Source organism: Pseudomonas sp. H9, from assembly GCF_004353925.1.
Classification (GTDB): Bacteria; Pseudomonadota; Gammaproteobacteria; order Pseudomonadales; family Pseudomonadaceae; genus Aquipseudomonas.
In genome coordinates this window covers 33884-53872 of sequence record NZ_SMOK01000017.1, presented here as the reverse complement: position 1 = coordinate 53872, position 19989 = coordinate 33884, and the positions used below count along the sequence as shown (strand labels likewise).

The following is a 19989-nucleotide window of genomic DNA, read 5'->3' as shown; positions in this document are numbered from 1 at the left end:
TTTTAAGTTGTATGTCCCTGTTGTTCAGCTCATTTCTTAATATTGACCCTTCTGGTTCTGAACGGTTTTTTTACCGCGTTCTGTATCTTTTATTCACCGATCAACTGCCGATAATGGCCATTAGTTGGTTTGCTCAGGGAGCATGAGGTGATGATGGTTACTCGACGGGCAGGAGCCCGTAATGACGTGGTGTTGCAGAGGTTTGTAGGATGTGTTTGGTGTGCCTATAAGTTTCTGTAGGAACTTGTGGGAAAGTTCTTAGGATATTAGGTGGGTCCTTATCTCTGCTGATTGAATGACGATGCAGGAGCAGTGTTATTCAGGCGGCCGTAACTGAAATTCAGGTGGGCGTTATGGGCAATATTCACGACCAGGCCATGCAGTATATATATCAGCAAGTATTACAACGGTTACTTGAGCATTTGTCGCAGGCACAAAAGGCCTCGCTGCAGTTGTTGATACAACGGTTGATTGTGACCGCCGGAGGCAGCGAGCGGATCAGGGATCTGCGTTTGATGTTCGTGCTCGACGCCAGCCAGTCAAGCGCCCAGGCCCTGGCTTGCGTGCGTGCGGCGCAGTTGAGTATTGCTGCACGCTCGCCCGGCACCTTCCAGCTGCGCATTGCCACGGCCTGGCAAGCCGGCATGAGCGCAACAACGCTGGCAAACATCGAAAGCACGTTCTCGCGGTTGTTTATGCATGATGACCCGCGTATCGATTTGCTGGTGCTGGATGCCGGCCAACTGATGCCCTATGAGCATCGCCGTGCCCCCTCTGCCGAGCAGCGCCAGGCAGAACGACAGGAGTTGCTGCTGTGTGGGCATCTGGCAGGCGATGCGCCTCACTGGGTGAACTTCGCCAGCCACGGTTATTTGCATTTGGCCGAGCTGGCATTGCAGGCGCTGCGCTGGAAAGGCGGTGTCGATGCCATTATCAGTGCCGAGTGCCTGGTCGATCGTCGACGCTATCTGGCCTGGAGCCGGCGTTCGCTGCGCAATGCCGACTTGCTCGGGGTACGTCCGATCCACAGTTGCGCAGCATCGCTGCTTGAAGGCCTGAGCGAACTGCACACGCGCTACTTGAACCTGTTGCACGGGCAGGAGCCGCCCGCACCACAGCCGGTGACGCCCGACAACGACTTCAGGCCCGCGCTACGCTTCATTTCCATCGACGACCTGGTGTTCGACGGTGACGCCTCCCATGGCGAGCGGCTGAACCGCTTTCTGGGTTATCGGTTTGATGAGCAGGCGTTTTCCTGTGAACGTTCAGGGGCTGCCAATCCCTTGCTGTTGGCACACCTGCAGGGGCTTCGCGCCGAGTTCATCGACAACACCCGCTACCGCGATGGTATCGACGCGTATTTGCAACACGTGCGCTGCAGCCTGCAACGCAAGGGGGTGCCTACTGCCGTGCAGACTCGCCTGTTTACTGCGTGGCAGCCCAGTGCGCTGGAGCAGCGGCGTGTCGAAGCCAATGATTTTGCCTCACGAGCCTACGGGCTCAGTGAAGCGCAACTGGTGTGCCAGCTGTTCAGCCCATTTATGGGGCGGGGCTTGCAACTGGAGGCGTTTTTGCGTCGATGCCACCCCGGCATGCTGGTGGCAGTGCCGTATTTGCATAAAGCCTTGCGCGGTCAGCCTGCGCCTGAGCCGGTGGTGCAATGGCTGGTGGACATCAGCGGCTTGCCGCTGCCGATGCTGCAAAGCCTGTACAGCCGTAGGCCGTTAAACCAGCGCTCGGTTGATTGCCTGTTGACCAGTTTGCAGGCGCGCGGTGCCGACCTGCGCCATTTGCAGGTGAGGGTGGCAGACAGCAGGTTTCTGCAGGATGTGCAGGTCGGCGTTCGTAGATGAAGCAGCGGACAAAAAACAGCGAGTTCGCCTACCAGGCGGTGTATCGCTACCTGGGTGAGCTGATCGCGCAGATGCCCCCTGGCAGTTACAGCAAGTTACCTTCACTGCGCGATCTGGCCCAACGCTTGAACGTGTCGATTTCAACGGTTCAGTACGCCTATTCGCTGCTTGAGCACGAGGGGCGTGTGCAGTCCGTGCCGAAGTCGGGCTACTTTGCCAGGGGTGGCACGCTGGTCGCCCAGGCGCTGTACGCCGATGACATGGTGCAAGAACTGCAGCAGCACGCAAGCAGCCCGCAAATGCTGGCGTTCAGTGGTGTGCAGTCGCTGCCTTCATTGGAGGCCAGCTTGTTCGGTGTCGAGCGTCAACTGTTGCGCAACAACCCACGGCCTGCCGGTTGCGCCCACCCTTGTGGTGATCTGGAATTGCGAACCGCCCTGGCGGCGCGCTATACCCGCTCGGTGCAACTGTACTGGAATGCCGAGGATGTCTACCTGGCGGTGGACCTGCACGCGTTGTTCGAGACCGTGCTGGCTGCAGTGGAGTTGCAGGGGTGTACGATTGTGGTAACAACGCCCTGTTCCTGGCGCCTGCTGAGAATCTTGCAGGCTACCGGTTTGCGGGTTATCGAGCTGCCATTAGGCAGTGATGGTGCAGTGGATCTGGAGCGCTTCACCGAGGTGCTCAAGCGCGAACCGGTGCGTATGGTCATGCTCGCCTCACGCTTGAACAGCCCGCACGGCAGCCTGCAGCCACAGGCCCAGCAGCAAGCGATTGCCCAGCTGTTGGCGGAGTACGACGTGTGGCTGCTGGAGAATGACCTGGAGAGCGAGTACTGCTTTGCTGCGCCGCCCCAAAGCTTGCTGCGTGAATTGGTCGACCCGCAGCGCTTGCTGGTGTTCTCGTCACTGGAGCGCACAGTGGGCGCCGAAGCACCTTATGCATATGCCCTGACACGCCACTGCCCGCAGCGTTTGCAGCGTCAGTTCATGCTCCGCGGTTTTCGCTTGCCGCCGTTACGCCAGCAAGCAGTGGCGCGGTTGTATGCCAAAGGGCGGGTTGACGTACACCTGGAGCAGGCCCGAATGCGATTGCAGGAGCGCGTCGCCCATTTGTACCGGCAGATGCAGGTGCAGCTGGGGCCACACCTGCAGTTCCATATGCCCGAAGGTGGCACCACTATCTGGGCGCAGGCACACACAACCCTGGACATCCGCCCGCTGTTCCACCGCATGCTCGATCAAGGGCTGGTGATTGCACCGGGTGAGTTGTTCAGCTTGCAAGGCGACTATCGCCAGCATCTGCGCCTGGGGTGGCCGCCTTCGGCGCACAATGACTTGCAGGCTGGTTTGAGTGTGCTGCGTGAGGCGCTGCAACTGGCCTAAAACGCCAACAGGTAGCGCAGGGTCAGCTGATCGCCCTCGGCCCGATTACGCGCACCAGACTCACTGTAGTAGTTAACGAACACACTGTGCCCGCCGGTGCTGTAGCGCACCCCTGGGCCAAAGCCGAATACCTGTTCCTTGGAGTCTTTCTGGCGATGGCCATCAATGCGGTCGGCGCTGATCTGCTTGAGGTGGTAGCCGGCCAGGCCGACTCGCCAGTGTTCGTCCAGTGCATAGGATGCTGCAAAGTTACTGTGCACAGCTTCGCCGGGTTGAATATCGCTGGCTTGCAGGCGCTCGGCCGGGCTGTCATTGCGGCTGTTCCAGGCGTAGTGCAGGCGGCCGCTGAACTCCAGGCGCTCGCTGGCCAGCCAGGTGAAGGCGTAGTGCGGGCTGAAGGTCCAGACGTTGCTGCCGGTGTTGATCTCGGCGTTCTTGTCGTAGTCGCCGGTGGGGAGGGTGAAGACGAAGTTCAAGCGCTGCCAGAAGGGGCGTCCGAACAGGGTCACTGGGTCCCATTGCAAGAGTAACGGGCTGACCACCAGGTCGCCCTGACGGGTGCGGGTGCCTTGCGGGCCGCCGTCGATGTCCAGGTCCAGGTGAACCAACGGTAACAGCACTTCAGCGCCGTAGTAGGCGCCAGCAATGCGCTGTTCACTGATGTAGGCAAAGTGCGGGAGCAAGGTGGCACTGCGCACCCGTTGCTTGCCGGGTACCGAGTGGCCACCGGCGTCAACCGCCTGATTGCTGCGATTGTATTGCAACGGCAGCTCGAACAGCATGCCGGGCATGGTGATGCCGTCCAGGAAGCTGGTGTTACCCAGCGGCAAGGGGGGCAGGCTGACGCTGTCGGCCTGGGCTTCCAGACACAGCAGGGGCCAGAGCAGGCCAAGGGTGGACAGGTGTGTTGCACGCATGCGTTGGTCTCTTGTCGGGCGTTGATCAAAGCAGGTTGAACGGATAATCGAGGATCACCCGGTATTCGTCGGCGCTGGCGTTGCCGCGGGTGTTGCCGGGGGCGGTGTAACCGTCGCCGGGGCGGTGGCTGGCCCAGCGCAGGGTCAGGTTGAGGCCCTTGGCCTGGCCTTCGGGCACGGCATAGCGCAAGGCGATGTCGCGCTCCCAGTGCTTGGCGTGTTTGCCGTCGGGGTTATAGATGTAGCCATAGCCAGGGCTGGCAGGGTCGACACGGGTGAGGTCGGCTTCGCCGCGGGTGTAGCCGATACTGAACTGCAGGTTGGGCGCGCGCAGGGCCTGCAGGCTGGTCTGGTATTGCAGCTTCCAGGATTTCTCGCCCGGGCCGTTGAAGTCGGCGTATTGCATGGCGTTGTTCAGGTACAGGAAGGTGCGATCGTTCTGGGCGAGAAAGTCGAACGGCGTGTCGCCGTCGATTTTCTGTAACCCCAGGGTCAGTGACTGGCTGCCTTGTGCCAGGGTCAGGCCGGCGCTGTAGGCATCGTTATCGATGGGGCCCAGTTGGCTGCGGCCCTGGTCGCGGGTTTTGTAGTAGTGCAGGTACGGCGTCAGACGAAGCTCGTGCGCTAATGCAAAGGTCCGGCTCAGGCCCAGGTAGTGTTGGTCCCAGAGGTCTTGCAGGCGTCCGCTGTACCCGCTCAGGCTCAGTGATTGAGGGGCGGTGTAAGTAGCACCCAGCCAAGTCATGTGTGAACTTTCCCGATCAGGCGCGACACCGGCACGGTTGCCGTTGCCATAGGCGCTTTGCAGGTCACTGTGGCCGCTTTGATTGCGCAGGCGGGTCGACTCGACCCAGCCAGCATCGAACATGACTGCGTCGAGGCTGAAGTTCTTGATCGTCACGCCGCGGTAGCTTTGGGGAAACAGGCGGCTGCTGCCACTGGCGATCAGCGGGTTTTCCAGCAGTTGGTCACCGACCTTGAGCAGGCTGTCGAAGGCGCGGAACTTCAACGCGGCACCGGCGGCGGCAAATTCGTCTTGCGGTTTGCCCTGGCTATCAAGTGGCATCAACCCGGCGCCGCCGCGGCCGCCACCACCGTCGAGCTTCAGGGCGCTGAAACCATGCACATCCAGCCCCATGCCGATCACGGTGTCGGTGTAGCCGGAGCGCAAGGACAACAGCACACCTTGCGCCCACTCACGCTGATCGCGTCGTGCCGGGGTGTGGTGGTTGTCGCGGCCGAAGTAGTAATTGCGCAGCAGGCCGTTAAGGCTTGAGCCATTGACCAACCCGGCTGGAATCGCCAGCTCTGCGTGTTGGCGTTGGGTCAGGTCGATGTTGATGTTGTCCCGTTGGCCCAGGGAGTTATCGGCCTGACTGGCAGAAGAGGCGCATACCAGGCTCAGGGCCAGCAAGGGGGATTGGCGCGGGGTGATCCGGCTCATCGGTGCATTGCCCCCAAAATGTCGTTGTTCTAATACGGGTACGTTGAGAGGACAGAATGCGTCGCAATCGACGGCCTTGATCGAATAACGGCTGACTTTAGTGGGTTTGAGGTGGGCGCGTAATCCACATGAACGGGCTTCTATGTTCTGTTTGTGGAACGATGAATTGCTTGTGCCCGATATTGAAGGTAGCCGAGCATAGGGACTTTGCCGCTACCGTTTGCCGGTGTGGGATCAACTGACGTGTGGGGCATTAATTGGCCATGAAGCCATCCCGGTGGGAGCGGACTTGCGCCGCGATTGCGGTATGGCTGACAGGTCGCTATCGCGGGGCAAGCCCGCTCCTACAGCAGCGCGGTGCTGCCGGGAAGTCAGTCGCTCAGGCGTTCGTGCTTGAGGACGTTGCGGGTGGTGGTTTCGTAGTGCTCGCTGAGCAAGGCGCAGGCGCGCTCGACGTCACGGGCTAGCGCCGCATCCAGCAAGGCTCGGTGCTCTCCCGGTACGTCGCGGTCAATGCTGCCCGCGTAGTGCATCGACAGTTGCCGGTAACGGGCGGTCTGGTCGCGCAACATGCCAGTAAAGCGCATCAGCCAGGGCGAGTCGCAGCCTGCCAGCAAGGCGGTGTGAAAGGCTTCATGCGCCTGTTCCCAGTCCGGGCGCAACATTCTTTCCGGGCCCTCAACCACCGGGAGGCGATCGAGGCGATGGTGGGTGGCGATCAGGCGGCTTTCCCAGTCCAGGTCGCCTTGGGTGATGGACATCCGCAACGCCTCGCATTCAATCAGCAAGCGGGTACGGGTGATGTCTCGGATTTCCTCTGCAGAAATGTGCCCGACGCTGAAGCCTTTCTGTTCAGTAGCTACCACAAAGCCGGTGGCCGCCAGGCGCGACAGGGCTTCGCGCAGGGGGATCACCCCGGCGTCATACGACTCGGCGAGTTCCTTCAGACGCAGCTTGCTGCCCGGCACCAGGCGCCCGGTGATGATGTCTTGTCGAACCCGGGTTTCCAGCTGGGAAGCCATGGTGCGCTTGTCGGTGCCAGTGGCTGACTCCATCCAGCGTTCAGGTTGGTTCATAGCAGACTCCCAGCGTGCATCAACGGTGTGCAGCCATCATACACACAGCCTCGTTTATAGAAAATCTGATGAAAAATATATTTTATTGTTGACCGTATATTTGTTTGGGCTTAGTTTTCACCCATGCCGTCTTGCCTGACGGTGGCCGAACAACACAAGAAGAGGTCACGATCCATGCGTTATGTGTCTTTCAAGCACCAAGGCCGCGCCGTACTCGGTGTCCGTACCCCAGAAGGCGTTAAAGTGCTGGGCGAAGAAACCCTGGAGGCGCTGCTGGCGCGCGGGGTAGACCTGAGCACCTACGGCGCTGCCGCTCAGGGGGCGGTGGTGCAGATCGGTGAGCAGGATTACCTGCCGCTGATGCGCAAGCCCGGCAAGATCATCTGCGTCGGCCTCAACTATGCCGACCACACCAAAGAATCGCCTTACGCGCAGCCTGATTACCCGACCCTGTTCCCACGCTTTGCCAGCAGCCTGACGGCCCATAACCAGCCGCTGGTACGCCCACGGGTGTCCGACACCCTCGACTATGAAGGGGAAATGGCGGTAGTGCTCAAGCAGGGTGGGCGTCATATTCCCAAGGACAAGGCGCTGGAGTGCGTGGCCGGTTACGCCCTGTTCAATGAAGGCTCGGTGCGTGACTACCAATTCAAATCGCCGCAGTGGACGGTCGGTAAGAACTTCGACGACACCGGCGCCTTCGGCCCTGACCTGGTGACTGCCGATGAGCTGCCACCCGGTGGCAAGGGCCTGCTGCTGCAGACCCGAGTCAACGGAAAGCTGGTGCAGTCGGCCAATACCGAAGACATGTTGTTTGACGTCGCCACCATCATCTCCACCCTCAGTGAGGCGGTGACCCTGGAGGCTGGCGACGTGATTGTCAGCGGCACCCCGGCCGGTGTCGGCTTCGGCATGAATCCGCAGGTTTACCTCAAGGCTGGCGATGTGGTGGAAGTGTCGATCGAAGGCATCGGTGTACTGGTTAACCCAGTGGTGGACGAAGCCTGAGTCGGCCTCGCACAGGCACTTGAAAGAAGCCCCTTTCCCGGGGCTTCGACAACAACAAGACGAGGGAAGCGATCATGACTATCACAACCTGTGGTGTGCATTCGATCGATCATTACGCGCTGTTCGTGCCATCGTTGCAGCAGGGCAGGCACTTCTTTGAGCACTTCGGGTTGGTGCTGCGCGAGCAGGAAGGGCAGTTGCACCTGTATGCAGACGACGGCCATTGCTGGGCGCGCCTGCTACCGGGCGCGAGCAAGTCGCTGGCGTGGATCAGCTTCAACTGCTTCGAGGCCGATTTCGCTGCGCTGCGCGAACAAGTTGCACGCAGCGGCGCGTTGTTCACCCACGGTGATGGTAACGGTTTCTGGTTCCACGACCCGGACGGCAACCTGCTGCAGATCAAAGTGGGCCGCAAGACCATGCCGGATACCCGTCCCGAGCCACCCCGCAGCGTGCGTGGCGTACGCGGCGTGGGCAGTCGCGACACGGTCGGCCAGGTGCGCCCGCAGCGCTTGTCTCATGTGCTGTTGTTTTCCCCGGATGTGTCGCGGGCCGTGGCGTTCTACGAGCAGGCACTGGGGCTCAAGCTGTCTGACCGCTCTCAGGATGTTATCGCCTTCACCCATGCGCCGCACGGCTGTGACCATCACTTGGTGGCGTTTGCCAACAGCACGGCCAAGGGCTTTCACCATGCCGCCTGGGAGGTGTCGAGCATCGACGAGGTGGGCAATGGCGCGCAGCAGATGATGCGTGCAGGTTACGTCGAGGGCTGGGGCACAGGTCGCCATTGCCTGGGCTCGAATTTTTTCCATTACGTCCGCGACCCGTGGGGCTCGTTCAGCGAATACTCCACGGAGATGGACTTTATCGAAGCCGGCAGCCAATGGCCTGCGGGGGATTTCCCGGCAGAGAGTTCGCTGTACCTCTGGGGCCCCGACGTGCCCGGCTACTTCATCCATAACACCGAGGCGAACGGCTGAGCGCCACGCCGGCTGAACCCTGACGCCCATGTCTCATGCGTTGCCGCACGCCCCGGGCCTGCGGCACGGGATCGGCTTGCCGGCTGATCGTGACCCGCGAGCCCTGGGCATTGCGTATCCAAGAATAAGAGTACGGAGTACGACCATGAATTCGCAAAGCACCTCCGAAACCATTGAGGTTCCTGTCCTGATCGTTGGCGGCGGCCCGTCCGGCCTGACCGCCTCTTTACTGTTGTCGCGCTATGGCATTCGTAACCTGCTGGTCAACAAGTATCGCTGGACCGCCAACAGCCCGCGGGCGCACATCACCAACCAGCGCACCATGGAAGTGTTCCGCGACGCGGGCGTCGAGCCGCAGGTGGTCGCCGCTGCCAGCCCCCATGAACTGATGGCCAACAATATCTGGGCCACCGGTTTCAGCGGCCAGGAGTTGGGGCGATTGCTCACCTGGGGCAACGCCATTGAGCGCAAGTCCGACTATGAACTGGCCAGCCCGTCGGCCATGTGCAACATCCCCCAGCACCTGATGGAACCGATTCTGGCCAATGAGGCGCTGCGTGCCGGCAGTGAGATGCGCTTTAACCACGAACTGCTGGATTTCACCCAGGATGCCGATGGCGTCACCGCACGCATTCTCGATCGCGGGACCGGGCGTGTGTTCAACGTCCGTGCGCAATACATGATCGGTGCCGACGGCGCCCGCAGCCGGGTGATGGAGTTGCTCGGTATCCCGCTGCAAGGCGAGATGGGCCTGGGCTGTGCGGTCAACGTCTGGCTGCGCGCCGACCTGCGCCGCTTCTGTGAAAGCCGCCCGGGCGTGCTCTACTGGATGGTGCAGCCGGGCAATGACTATTGGGTCGGCAGCGGTACCTTTATTTGTGTACGTCCGTGGGACGAGTGGGTGATGTTGTTCATGTACGACCCAGCCCAGGGCGAGCCGGACCTGAGCGAGGCGGCGGTGATCGAGCGGGCCCGACGCGTGATCGGCGACGCGGATTTTCCGGTGGAGGTGTTGGCGACCAGCAAATGGCAGATCAACCATGTGGTTGCTGAGCGTTATTCCCAGGGTCGAGTGTACTGCTGTGGCGATGCCGTGCACCGGCACCCGCCGGCCAATGGCCTGGGCACCAACACCTCGGTTCAGGATGCCTACAACCTGGCCTGGAAGTTGGCCATGACCCTCAAGGGCGAGGCCGGGCCAGGCTTGCTCGACAGTTACAGCCAGGAGCGTCAGCCGGTGGGGCGTCAAGTGGTGGACCGGGCCATGACCAGCGTGCGCAATATGCTGCCGATCTCCAACGCGCTGGGATTCAAGCCAGGGCAGAGCGAGGCCGAGGGCTGGGCCAGCTTGAACGAACTCAATGCCGATAGCGCCGAAGGCCGTGAGCGGCGCGCGGCGCTGGAGCAGGCGATCCAGTTGCAGCATTACCAGTTCAATTGCCACGGTGTCGAACTCGGTCAGCGCTACGCCAGTTGTGCCGTGCAGAGTGATGGCAGCGAGGCACCGGCGTATAGCCGTGACCACGAACTTTACTACCACCCGACCACTTGGCCGGGCGCACACTTGCCCCATGCCTGGCTGCATGACCGCAGCGGGCGCAAACTGTCGACCCTGGATATCTGTGGCCACGGGCGCATGACCTTGCTCACCGGGCACGGTGGCGACGCCTGGAGCCAAGCCGCAGCATCGGCTGCGCGCGAGCTGGGCATCGACCTTGTGGTGCGGCGTATTGGCCTGGGCCTGGACTATAGCGACAGCTACGGCGACTGGGCCCGTCAGCGCTGGATCGAAGAGGGTGGCTGCGTGCTGGTTCGTCCTGACCATCATGTCGCCTGGCGTGCGCAAAGTGCGTCACCTGCGGCTGAAGCGGAGCTGCTGCAAGCACTGAAGACCGTTCTCGCCCGTCACTGAGTTTCCCCGCCCTCAATCACCTCACCAGCCAGGCCGATAACGGCCTGGCTGGCGGCACCGTCGACATCGTCACCGGCCCGGGCTTTGGGCGAGCACATTCGCGACCGTAACGCCTAAGTGACGGGGCAGGTCGAAGCCCAGGTGTATTTCAAAGCGGTAGGAGCGGGCTTGCCCCGCGATGCGATGTGTCTGATACACCACAATCGCGGGGCAAGCCCGCTCCCACCGGAGGGGCACTGACATCCGCATCAAGCCTGCTCTTGTGCCGTCTGCGCAGCCAACTCAGCCTCACGCTCGGCGATGGCTATTTCCAACTCCGGGGAACGCTTGGCCCATTGTTCGGGCGGTAGAGGTTTGGACCATTCGATGATGGCGGGGTAGGTCAGGTCGGGTGGTGGATACAGCTTTTTCCTTTGAAGGTATACAGCCAAAGGGGCGTTGAAAATTATTATCCCAACAAAGCCCTCCCACAATATTGTTAGAAACCAGCCGCGCGTTTTAGCCTTATCCCTCATGTAGTCGATGAAGTAGTGCAGACTACCGCCAGAATCAAGAGCTACCGCCTCCATACCCAAGTGACGGGGCTGGTCTAAGCGGTGGGAGCGGGCTTGCCCCGCGATGCGATGTGTCTGATACACCACAATCGCGGGGCAAGCCCGCTCCCACCGGAGGTGCACCGACATCCGCATCAAGCCTGCTCTTGTGCCGTCTGCGCAGCCAACTCAGCCTCACGCTCGGCGATGGCTATTTCCAACTCCGGGGAACGCTTGGCCCATTGTTCGGGCGGTAGTGGTTTGGACCATTCGATGATGGCGGGGTAGGTCAAATCAGGAGGATGCGACAACTTCAAGTTCTGTAGTTTCTCCGCGAGGTATGTTCCCAAAATCGTAATACAGAATATTCCCCATAAAACCTGCAGCAGATCTCCCTTGCGCAAGTCGGTGATGATCGAGCCGATTTGCGTTTCTTCATAGGGCGCAATACCTACTCGGCTATCAGGCACTGCATCCGGCGCTACTTCCATGTAACTGCGGATGCACTCCCACAACGCCATGGCGCTGGTGCCACCGCCACAGTTGAAGCCCATTGAAAAGTGTTTGTGATCGTCCTTGGCCTGCGGGTCAGGGTTTTCAAAGCCGATGACTAATAAGCCCATCGTGACTCTACCTCCCTGACTGACCGACGAATGCTGCGTCGCCGCTGCGGTCACGCTTTCCCAAGGGATAACCCAGTACTCGCCGTCCGCCTGTGGGACGCATACTTCACGGCGTTGCCGATTGAAGCGCACGGGTAGCGGCACCTCACGGAATAGGCCTTGGATCACAAAGCAAATAGGGATACCCACGATGATAAGCCCACCTCCCAATATTATGGAGTTAGATGTGATGTGATACATAAACATAAATAACATCGCCATTAGCCATATCATCATCACCGCCGAACCTATGCTGTAAGTGCCAACATCGAGAAACACTTCATTCTTGCGCCAAATGATGTTGAGCATGTCACAGGGCTTTTCGCCGGTAGGAATGGGCAGCGGGGCCAGATAGTCATTGCGCGAGAACAGCCGTTTTTTCGTGGTTCCTGCCGGTGGCGTGCTCATGTGTTGTCCTTGGGTTGCAGGGAATAGGAACCGGGGAGGCCCGCGCCGAGCTCATATCTTTGTATTCGATCCAGTTCCGGTGTTGGGTCGCCGCGAAGAGCAACCACGCCTGAGTGCTCATTCAGGGTGAAAGCCACGCCCCGTTCACCGCCGATAAACTCTCGTGCGCCCAACAGCGCGGTTAACGGAGAGCGGTACCACAAACGCAGGGACACGGTGCGGGGTTTTGAACCCAGGACCTCCCGGTCGGCGCTGAAGGGACCGCTGAGGCGCAAGCCTTGGCCGTCCTTGAACGGAATCCAGCTGCAGGTGCTGCTGGGCAGCCAGTGCGGTGTCATGTCCCGCCAAGGCCTGGGCTCCCGGTACTCACTGGGCGGGCAGTTGGTGCGCAAGTGGCGGGAGAGCTGGCTATCCCACGGGTCCCCCATCAGGCTCAGCTTCAGATAGACGCTGCCAGGCTCGGCCCCGGGCAGGTCGATGGTCAGGGCATCGATGGTGCTTTCGCCGCCCAAGCCTAAGGGGCCAGCGTAAAAGCCCATGTCAAAATGGCTCTTCATGCTGACTTGAAAGCTATCGTCATGGCGCTTGTCTCCACGGTGGGAGCGGGCTTGCCCCGCGATGCGATGTGACTGAAGAGCCGCCATCGCGGGGCAAGCCAGCTCCCACCTGGATACACTGAGGTCAATATCAAGCCTGCTCTTGTGCCGTCTGCGCAGCCAACTCAGCCTCACGCTCGGCGATGGCTATTTCCAACTCAGGGGAGCGCTTGGCCCATTGTTCGGGCGGTAGTGGTTTGGACCATTCGATGATGGCGGGGTAGGTCAGGTCGGGTGGTGGATAAAGCTTTTTCCTTTGTAGGTATACAGCCAAAGGGGCGTTGAAAATTATTGTCCCAACAAAGCCCTCCCACAATATTGTTAGAAACCAGCCGCGCGTTTTGGCCTTATCCCTCATGTAGTCGATGAAGTAGTGCAGACTACCGCCAGAATCAAGAGCTACTGCCTCTGGCGCAGCATCCGGTCCGATTTCCATATAACTGCGGATGCACTCCCATAACGCCATGGCGGTGGTGCCACCGCCACAGTTGAAGCCCATTGAGAAATGCTTTTGGTCGTCCTTAGCCTGCGGGTCAGGGTTTTCAAAGCCGATGACCAATAAGCCCATCGTGACTCTACCTCCCTGACTGACCGACGAATGCTGCGTCGCCGCTGCGGTCACGCTTTCCCAGGGAACAACCCAGTATTCGCCGTCTGCCTGCGGGACGCATACTTCACGGCGTTGCCGATTGAAGCGCACGGGTAAGGGCGCTTCACGGAACAGCCCCTGGATCAAAAAAAAGATAGGAATGCCTGTAATACAAGCTCCCAAAACCAACGCATCTGGGTCATTAAAGACATAGCTCAGCCCCAAAAACAGCATCACCATTGGCCATAGCACCATCACTGCCGAGCCTATGCTGTAATTACTGATGTCGAGAAACACCTCGTTCTTGCGCCAAATGATATTGAGCACATCGCAGGGTTTTCTACCCGTAGGGATGGGCAGCGGGGCCAGATAGTCGTTGCGCGAGAACAACCGTTTTTTCGTGGTTCCTGCCGGTGGAGTGCTCATGTGTTGTCCTTGGGTTGCAGAGAATAGGAACCGGGGAGGCCCGCGCCGAGCTCATATCGTTGTATTCGATCCAGTTCTGGTGTTGGGTCGCCGCGAAGAGCAACCACACCTGAGTGCTCATTCAGGGTAAAAGCCACGCCCCGTTCACCGCCGATAAACTCTCGTGCGCCTAACAGCGCGGTTAACGGAGAGCGGTACCACACACGCAGGGACACGGTGCGGGGTTTTGAACCCAGGACCTCCCGGTCGGCGCTGAAGGGACCGCTGAGGCGCAAGCCTTGGCCGTCCTTGAACGGAATCCAACTGCAGGTGCTGCTGGGCAGCCAGTGGGGTGTCATGTCCCGCCAAGGCCTGGGCTCCCGGTATTCACTGGGTGGGCAGTTGGTGCGCAAGTGGCGGGAGAGCTGGCTATCCCACGGGTCACCCATCAGGCTTAGCTTCAGATAGACGCTGCCAGGCTCGGCCCCGGGTAGGTCGATGGTCAGGGCATCGATGGTGCTTTTGCCGCCCATCCCCAAGGGGGTAGGGTCACTGCCCAGGTCCAAGTGGCTCTTCATGCTGACCCGGGGGGTATAGAGGATGTCGTACAGCCGGTTGAGTTCGGCGTGCTGAGCCTCGGCGACAATCGGCGCCAGATTGTCTGCCCGTGCGTGCGACCAGCAGCAGCCGCTGAGGAAATTCTGTATCGGTGTTTGCTGGAAGTACCAGGTGATCAGGTACAGCACGCCCAGCGCGGCAATAATCCAGTTCAGTGGGCCCATAAACAGCGTATAGCCCAGGATGGCGGTTTCGACTCCGATCACCCCCGCTAAGGTTCTCATGGTGTAGCTGACGCCCAATAGAGCCTGGGTGCCAAAAGCCGCGATCTGTCCGCCGACCACCGTCTGACGCATCTCCAACCACGGATCGATCCGGGTTTGTGCACTCTCCAGTTGTATTTGTAGTGACATGTATTCCTTTAGGGCCGCGTAAGCTGATAGCCCTCCAATCACCCCGCCAAACAGAGTCAGCGCTGGGGCTGCGGTACTAAAGAAGTGAAACCGATCTTTCCCAAGCCCCAACCGCACTTGACTATCAATCACCGCCGTCAACGCAGCCGCCGTATACAGAGTCGAAGAAGCAGTGTCATTAACCCGCTGGCTATCCATCCCCTCCAACACCCCAGCCTGACTCAGGTAATTACTCGCATTCAGCGAGTTCAGCAGCAGGGCCGCCAGTGGCACGACCCCACCGCTATTCTTCACAGCAGGCGAGCGGGTGATCCGTGACACATGCCCGCCACCAATGGCTTTTCCGGTATCACGGGCCCACCGGCTCAGGCCTTCGGCTTTGTCCCCGAGCAGCTTCCATTGCTGGCGGCCACCTTCGATCACGTGTTGCAAGCGCGTGTCGCTGCCCAGGCGCGCGACGATGAATATGCCGAGCCAGGCACTGCTGAAGGCGCCGCCGTCTTTGAGCAACAGCAAGGCCGCCGCCAGGCGGTTGACCAGTACGTTCCATGGGTGGCTGGCGTGTTGGGCCATCTGCGCCAGGTCATCCAGAAGCGGCTGGCTCAGGGGCGCCAGGGCCTGGCGGGTGGCGTTGAGGTTGTCGGCGGCCAGTGCTGCCAGCAATTCACCGAGGCGCGTGGTGCTGTTGATGCCGGCATCGAGCGACGGTATCCAGGCACGGAACAGTTGAGTCAGGGCGCCGCCATCGGCGGCGCGCACGTAGGCAGCGTATTGTTCGGCGCCCTTGGCGCGGATGCACTGGGCGGTCAGGCAACCGGTGGCCAATTGGGTCAGCCACTGGCGGCTGTCGAGGTCGTGGTAGTCGACAAACCAGGTACCGCTGTTCGAGCGCTTGAGGAACACGCCACGGTCACGAAACAGGGCCGTATGGCGTTGTTCGACCTGCTGGAAATGCGCGGGCGCGGTGGTATCAAGCCAGGTGTTCATTGCCTCCAGGTTGATGTGCTCAGCGACCTTGTCGCTGAGGAAATCGTTATCGAGGTTGGCCTGTTTTCTCTCGCGGTATTGGCGCACCAGGTGTTCCGCGTCGTAGTACAGATCAGCCGGAATGAAGGCCCGCACCGGGGCGAGGATCTCGGCAATGCGCGCATCGCGGGCATTGGCTTCAGCCTGGGTGGGGTGACCACCGTAACGGCGCGACTGGGTTTCAGCTTTAAGTTCCGCGTCCAGTTGATGCTGGCGATGCCGGGCATCGAGCATGACCTTGCCCTGTTCCGGCGTGAGGCTGAAATGGCGGCCCCTGTAGCGGTAGTTGAGGTCGCCGGCCAGTTCGGCACCGTCTTCACTGACCAGGCTGCGGACAAAGCCGCCGACGCTCAGGCGCAGGTTGTTGTCCGCGACCCACTGTTCGTGATGCGCTTCCACCCGCTCTTGCTCATGGTTGATATCGCGCAGCACACCGAGGTCATCATCCAGGCAGGCAAACACCGGGAACCAGCCTTTTGCCTGGGCCTGAGCAGTTTCCAGCCAGTCCTGGGTGCCTTGCCCCTGCCAGGCTTCGGCACTCCACAGGCCCGGTTCCTCGTCGCTGGCCTCGGGGTGTTGGTGAATGATGTTGTCCCGCTCTCGGGCGCGGTGCATCGCCGTGGTGTAGGCGTTGATGTTGGCGGTGCTGGGTTCTTTCATCACCGCCGCACCCAGCGCGGCGGTGTCGTCACCCCGGTTGTTTTTTTGGTCGGCCTTCATCGCGCGGGCGTAGGTAGTCGGAATCAGTTCGGCGATGACCTGCTTGGCGCTGCTCAGCGGCGGGCAGTGCGGCGCCTGCAGCTCGTTGACCACCGTGCGCAAGGCCAGCTGGCGCATGTGCGTGCTGCGCAGGCTGCTGCTGGTGCTTAACGCCTCGCACTGTTCCAAGGGCAACGGGTATTCGCAGTAGAGCATCCAGGCGTCATGGATTTTGGCCAGGGCCACGCCCGCCAGGGTGCCTTCGATCAAGCGGGTGTCGTCTTCGTCCAGCGGTTGCTCGCTGAGCAAAGCATTCAGCCCGACGGCATAGCGCTTGAGCGGGCCCTGGTGTTGCCACAGGTAGAGAAAACCGCCACGCAGGCGGCGTGCCGCCATGGGATGACTGCGCGTGGTCACGCCGGGGGTGCAACTGGGGTGGGACGCGGGTTCTTCGGCCAAGGCATAGCGCACTGGGACCACGAACACTTCAGGTCGACTGACACGGCAGGGGGTGATGTAGCTGTTGATATCGTCGTGGGGCATCGCATCGGCGGCGCGATCCGCCTGGGCCAGTCGGTCGAGCATTGCCAGTTTTTCTGCACTCATGCGCTGAGCTCCTTGGTGGTGAACAGTTGGCGACGCAGCTCGGCACTCAGGTTGTTGAGGCGTTGTTCAGGTAAAGCCCCTTTGTCGTCGAGGATCTGGCGGTAAACGGCGTGGCTTGCCGCATCGGGAAACTCATCACCTAACACGGCGTAAACATTGGCCCAGCGCATGACGTGATCGACGGCACTAAAGCCGTGGCGCTCAGCGCTGCGCTGACAGTCCAGAGCCCACAGCTGTTGTGCCTCAGAATCCAGCCCTTGCAGGCGCTCGGGAACGTATTGCTGGCAATGTTCGATCAGTTGCTGGGCCAGGCGCTGGCGTTTGGCGCCACTCAGGTGCTCCACGCGTTCCTGGGGAAGGAATAACCAAGGCCTATGCGCGTATTGGGCAATGGGTTGCTCGGGATTTTCCTGACGGATGACCCCGCCAGGGAGCAGCGATTGCGGCAAGGAAATCAGGCGGACCGGCCCCATCAGGCGATCACGTTGTTGGGGCTCCAGGTCGGCCAGCCACAAGTGTGTTATGCGCGGGTCGTAGTAGCGAAAGAAAACGCTGACATCGCCTTCGATGCGGGCGTGAATCAAGCTGCGCAGATGCTGCACGACAGCGGCCTGATCCGCCTCGGACTCCAGCCAGATGCCCGCCGTTAAACGCCACGTCGCGGCAAAATGCTGCGCCAATGGGCTGTCCGGAATGACTGGCACCAACAACGGGCTGACCGCTAGCAGGCCGCTGTATGCGGTGTGTTGATACAGCATGTGATACGGCGTGCTGCCGGTAAGCTCCAGCAGGCGGCTCGGCAGATCATCGATCTGAGCGCCATCGAGCAGCAGATAGGCCTGATTCATGTGTTCGACTCCGCTGGTTTTTGGCAAGCAGCACAGACGGCGGCAGCTTGCTCAGCGGTGTCTTTCAATGTCGCTTGCTGATCAATCAGTGACAGCGCAACCGGCGCCTCGGTGGTCATCGGTACAGTTGGCAGGCCCTGCTCTGCGGGAGCCCCCATAACCGGCGCGCCACCGAGTACGATGGGCACGCTACTGAAAATGCCCCCGGGCCCGATCACGATATGCTGGCCGCCGCCTTTCAAACTGATGCTGGCTCCGGCATCGAGAACCACTTGGACGCCTGCCTTCAGGTGCAGCTGCTGACCGGCCTCAACCACCAGCGTTTGCCCGATCCGGGTGTGGCTGCTGTTGGCGACCTGCAGGTAGTCGTTGGCCTTGAGTTCGACCTTGCGGTCAGCCGTCACCGTGCGTTGCTCTTCGGCTTCAAGCACCGCAATGTTGTTGCCCTTGATCGTTTCCCGACGCTCGTTACCCACCTGCAGGCGGCTGTCGTGTTCGATGTTTTGTTCCAGATCGCGCTGGGCGCGCAGGTAGATCAGCTCCTGGCCGCTGCGGTCTTCAATCGACAGTTCGTTGTAGCCGCTGCTGTCGGGCGTACTGCGGCTGCGCAGTACGGTCTTGGTTTTGTTGGCGGGCAGCGGATAAGGCGGCGCTGTGCGGATGTTCGACACGCAACCAGTAATCAGCGGCTGGTCGGGGTTGCCCTCTTGGAAGGTGACCAGCACTTCCATGCCGATGCGCGGCACAGTGACTGCACCAAAACCCGCACCCGCCCAGTTGGACGCCACCCGCAGCCAGCAACTGCTGTTGTCGCTGTTCAGTTCGGCACGGTCCCAGTGGAACTCGACTTTGACCCGACCGTGCTCATCGCAATAGATTTCTTCGCCCTCGGGCCCGGTGACGCGGGCGGTCTGGCTGACCAACAGTGCCTCACGGCTGACCAGCGGCGGCCGGTAGAACACGTCCCAGGGAATGGCACTGAAACTGTTGCGGTAGCCTTGGTTGAAGCCGTCTGCGGCTTGAGTTGTGCTGCTGGCCGCTTCCTCAACCACCTGTGGCTGCTTGCCTTCGTGGCTGACGCTGAGCAACAGCCACAGGTCGTTGCAGGCTTTGCGCGGGTGCTCGGTGAGGCCGAAAAAGTGACCACTGCGCAGCGCGGGTTGATCGCTTTCACCTTCGGCCAGCTGGTAGTCGAGACGGTGGCGTTCCAGGGCCTGGCGGGCCAGTTGTTTGCTGCGCTCTTCGCTGTCGAAGGGCATTGGGTAGCGGTAGTCTTCAAGGGCGGGGGTGAAGTCGACGCGCTGGCGGCTTTCGAGCAAGCGGCTCGGGCGTTTGAGGTCGTAGTCGCGGTGGGTGACGCGGCTGGTACGGGTGCTGAAGCGCTGGGCGAACTGGCTAACCACCGGATGGTCGGCGACCATGCCGCTGCCTTGCCGATAGGGCGTTTCCGCCAGTTTGGGGAAGAAGCTCTGATGGTCGGTGAACACCAGGTGGTGGCCATCGGCGCTGTGCTGATGGTGCCAGGCGATGCCTTCTTCACTGCACAGGCGCTGGATGAAACTGAAGTCGGAGGCATCACCGTATTGCGTGCAGTAGTCGCGCTCCGGGCTGGGGCTGACATGGAAGGTAAAGGCGTCGGCCTGAATGCCATGTTCCTGCAGCACCTGGGTAATGATCTGCGGCACGGTCATGTGCTGGAAAATTCGCTGGTTGTGGCTGAACTGCAGGTAATGCAGGGCCGGGACCAGGGTGATTTGATAGCGGGTCAGGCGCCTGCCGGGCTCACCGACCTGGGCGTTTTCGATCCGCCCGTGGAGGCCTTCGCCGTTGTGGCCGAATTGCAGGAAGGCGGGTTGACCGAGCAGGCTTTCGATGGCGAAGTCAGGGTGTTCGCTGACCAGTTCCACCTGAATCGCGTACAGGGAACTGATGGTTTCCGTGCCGTGGAAGGTAAGGACTTTGAAGTCGTTGCGCACGGCAGGGATTGTTAACGTAAAACGTGCGCAGTGGGCCGAGGTCGACATAGGCTTGTTTTTCCTTAAACGGGTAGAAAATCAACCCCGGAAAAGCT

At 60.7% G+C, this 19989-nt stretch carries 15 protein-coding genes; 5 read left to right on the top strand and 10 right to left on the bottom strand.

The window, feature by feature from the left end; all coding sequences use genetic code 11:
- Positions 1-377 precede the first annotated feature (377 nt).
- Positions 378-1853: a hypothetical protein gene (locus E1573_RS14150; RefSeq protein ID WP_133214680.1), complete on the top strand. Its 1476-nt coding sequence runs from the start codon at positions 378-380 to the stop codon at positions 1851-1853.
- Complete coding sequence (locus E1573_RS14145) at positions 1850-3238, top strand: PLP-dependent aminotransferase family protein (RefSeq protein ID WP_133214678.1); 1389 nt, start codon at positions 1850-1852, stop codon at positions 3236-3238. Before E1573_RS14150 ends, E1573_RS14145 begins: the two co-directional genes overlap by 4 nt.
- Here E1573_RS14145 and E1573_RS14140 read toward each other — a convergent pair.
- The 3 genes from E1573_RS14140 to E1573_RS14130 form a co-directional block, all read right to left on the bottom strand.
- Positions 3235-4155: a transporter gene (locus E1573_RS14140; RefSeq protein ID WP_133214676.1), complete on the bottom strand. Its 921-nt coding sequence runs from the start codon at positions 4153-4155 to the stop codon at positions 3235-3237. The genes E1573_RS14145 and E1573_RS14140 overlap by 4 nt on opposite strands.
- A gap of 25 nt (positions 4156-4180) precedes the next feature.
- Positions 4181-5599: an OprD family outer membrane porin gene (locus E1573_RS14135; protein WP_133214674.1), complete on the bottom strand. Its 1419-nt coding sequence runs from the start codon at positions 5597-5599 to the stop codon at positions 4181-4183.
- Positions 5600-5970: 371 nt separating this feature from the next.
- On the bottom strand, positions 5971-6675 hold the full coding sequence (locus E1573_RS14130; RefSeq protein ID WP_256659535.1) for a GntR family transcriptional regulator: 705 nt from the start codon (positions 6673-6675) through the stop codon (positions 5971-5973).
- Between the two features lie 174 nt (positions 6676-6849).
- Here E1573_RS14130 and E1573_RS14125 point away from each other — a divergent pair, with 174 nt between their 5' ends.
- The 3 genes from E1573_RS14125 to E1573_RS14115 all read left to right on the top strand — a co-directional run bounded on the left by E1573_RS14125 (position 6850) and on the right by E1573_RS14115 (position 10575).
- Positions 6850-7683 (top strand): fumarylacetoacetate hydrolase family protein, encoded by an 834-nt coding sequence (locus tag E1573_RS14125; protein WP_133214672.1) that lies wholly within the window; start codon positions 6850-6852, stop codon positions 7681-7683.
- A gap of 74 nt (positions 7684-7757) precedes the next feature.
- A complete protein-coding gene (locus E1573_RS14120; RefSeq protein ID WP_133214670.1) occupies positions 7758-8663 on the top strand; it encodes a VOC family protein in 906 nt (301 codons plus the stop codon).
- 145 nt (positions 8664-8808) lie between these two features.
- A complete protein-coding gene (locus E1573_RS14115; protein WP_133214668.1) occupies positions 8809-10575 on the top strand; it encodes an FAD-dependent monooxygenase in 1767 nt (588 codons plus the stop codon).
- A gap of 248 nt (positions 10576-10823) precedes the next feature.
- Here the strand turns inward: E1573_RS14115 and E1573_RS14110 are convergent, their stop codons facing one another.
- From E1573_RS14110 to E1573_RS14075, 7 genes are all read right to left on the bottom strand, one after another.
- Positions 10824-11258 (bottom strand): hypothetical protein, encoded by a 435-nt coding sequence (locus E1573_RS14110; protein ID WP_305955361.1) that lies wholly within the window; start codon positions 11256-11258, stop codon positions 10824-10826.
- Positions 11259-11263: 5 nt separating this feature from the next.
- Complete coding sequence (locus E1573_RS14105) at positions 11264-12178, bottom strand: hypothetical protein (RefSeq protein WP_133214666.1); 915 nt, start codon at positions 12176-12178, stop codon at positions 11264-11266.
- Complete coding sequence (locus tag E1573_RS14100; RefSeq protein WP_133214664.1) at positions 12175-12735, bottom strand: hypothetical protein; 561 nt, start codon at positions 12733-12735, stop codon at positions 12175-12177. Before E1573_RS14100 ends, E1573_RS14105 begins: the two co-directional genes overlap by 4 nt.
- Positions 12736-12865: 130 nt before the next feature.
- Positions 12866-13789, bottom strand: a complete 924-nt coding sequence (locus tag E1573_RS14095) for a DUF6708 domain-containing protein (protein WP_133214662.1) — start codon at positions 13787-13789, stop codon at positions 12866-12868.
- On the bottom strand, positions 13786-17070 hold the full coding sequence (locus E1573_RS14085) for a toxin VasX (RefSeq protein ID WP_256659534.1): 3285 nt from the start codon (positions 17068-17070) through the stop codon (positions 13786-13788). Before E1573_RS14085 ends, E1573_RS14095 begins: the two co-directional genes overlap by 4 nt.
- Positions 17067-17918: a DUF4123 domain-containing protein gene (locus E1573_RS14080; RefSeq protein ID WP_133214660.1), complete on the bottom strand. Its 852-nt coding sequence runs from the start codon at positions 17916-17918 to the stop codon at positions 17067-17069. The genes E1573_RS14085 and E1573_RS14080 overlap by 4 nt, the downstream gene beginning before the upstream one ends.
- Positions 17915-19942, bottom strand: coding sequence for a type VI secretion system tip protein VgrG (locus E1573_RS14075; protein ID WP_133214658.1), 2028 nt, complete (start codon positions 19940-19942; stop codon positions 17915-17917). The genes E1573_RS14080 and E1573_RS14075 overlap by 4 nt, the downstream gene beginning before the upstream one ends.
- Positions 19943-19989: the final 47 nt, after the last annotated feature.